Origin of the sequence: Paenibacillus sp. J5C2022 (assembly GCF_025567625.1) — a bacterium.
Taxonomy (GTDB): Bacteria; Bacillota; Bacilli; order Paenibacillales; family Paenibacillaceae; genus Pristimantibacillus.
The window spans coordinates 1-796 of sequence record NZ_JAOQJC010000124.1 but is presented as its reverse complement, the minus strand read 5'-3'; the positions used below and the strand labels follow the sequence as shown (position 1 = coordinate 796).

The window sequence follows — 796 nt, the reverse complement described above, 5'->3', positions numbered from 1 at the left end:
ATGTGCCACTCCCGCTCGCCGTTACGCTTAACGTAATGCTGGGATCTCCCTCGTTCACCGTCTTGCCTTGCGGCTGCACGCTAATTGTAGGTGCCGGCGCATCGGCAAGCTCATTGACCGTCACATGGGCGAAGTCGCTTCTTACACTGGCCGTCTTGATACCCGGAACAGTGTTGTCCGTATTCGTCACCATGACATAAAAATAATCGTCGCGCGGAGCAGATGTCGGTATGACATATGTTGCGGACGTCGCTCCATTAAGAGCGACTCCATTCATGTAGGAATTGGTCGAATTCCTATACCACTGGTAGCTCAATGTGCCACTTCCGCTTGCCGTCACGCTTAACGTAATGCTGGGATCTCCCTCGTTCACCGTCTTGCCTTGCGGCTGCCCGGTAATCGTAGGCGCCGGCGCATCCGTTGCCGCATTGACGGGCATCCCTATGCTTCCCGTGATCACGAACATCATCAATAATCCGATGATGACCCGATTTGTCGTGCGAATCCATATCTTGTTCTTGCTCTTCATGTCCATGTAGCCTCTCTCTCAACATACGATAGAATGGAAGACTCGTAACGAACTACCCCTCAATTATCCCTCCGACAATCCCCCCTAGATAACCTATAAATATATTTGAACGCTGTACGGAAACTTTAAATATATAATAGCACACTATTTCGACAAATAGTTTCGATTTTAACCATAAAATTGCAATTTTCGCCCCTCCGCAATCCATGACATAGCAAAAGCCCCCTTCCCTGTATTTAAGTGGAATTGGAGGCTTTCCTATCTTAT

General features: G+C 48.6%; 2 protein-coding genes. Both read right to left on the bottom strand.

Annotation, left to right across the window (positions count from 1 at the left end):
• Nucleotides 1-529 (bottom strand): immunoglobulin domain-containing protein (locus M6D81_RS31575; RefSeq protein WP_262681640.1); only part of this gene is annotated, 529 nt, incomplete at its 3' end.
• 52 nt (nt 530-581) lie between these two features.
• The coding region (locus M6D81_RS31570; RefSeq protein WP_262681638.1) for a hypothetical protein at nt 582-796 on the bottom strand (215 nt) is incomplete at its 5' end.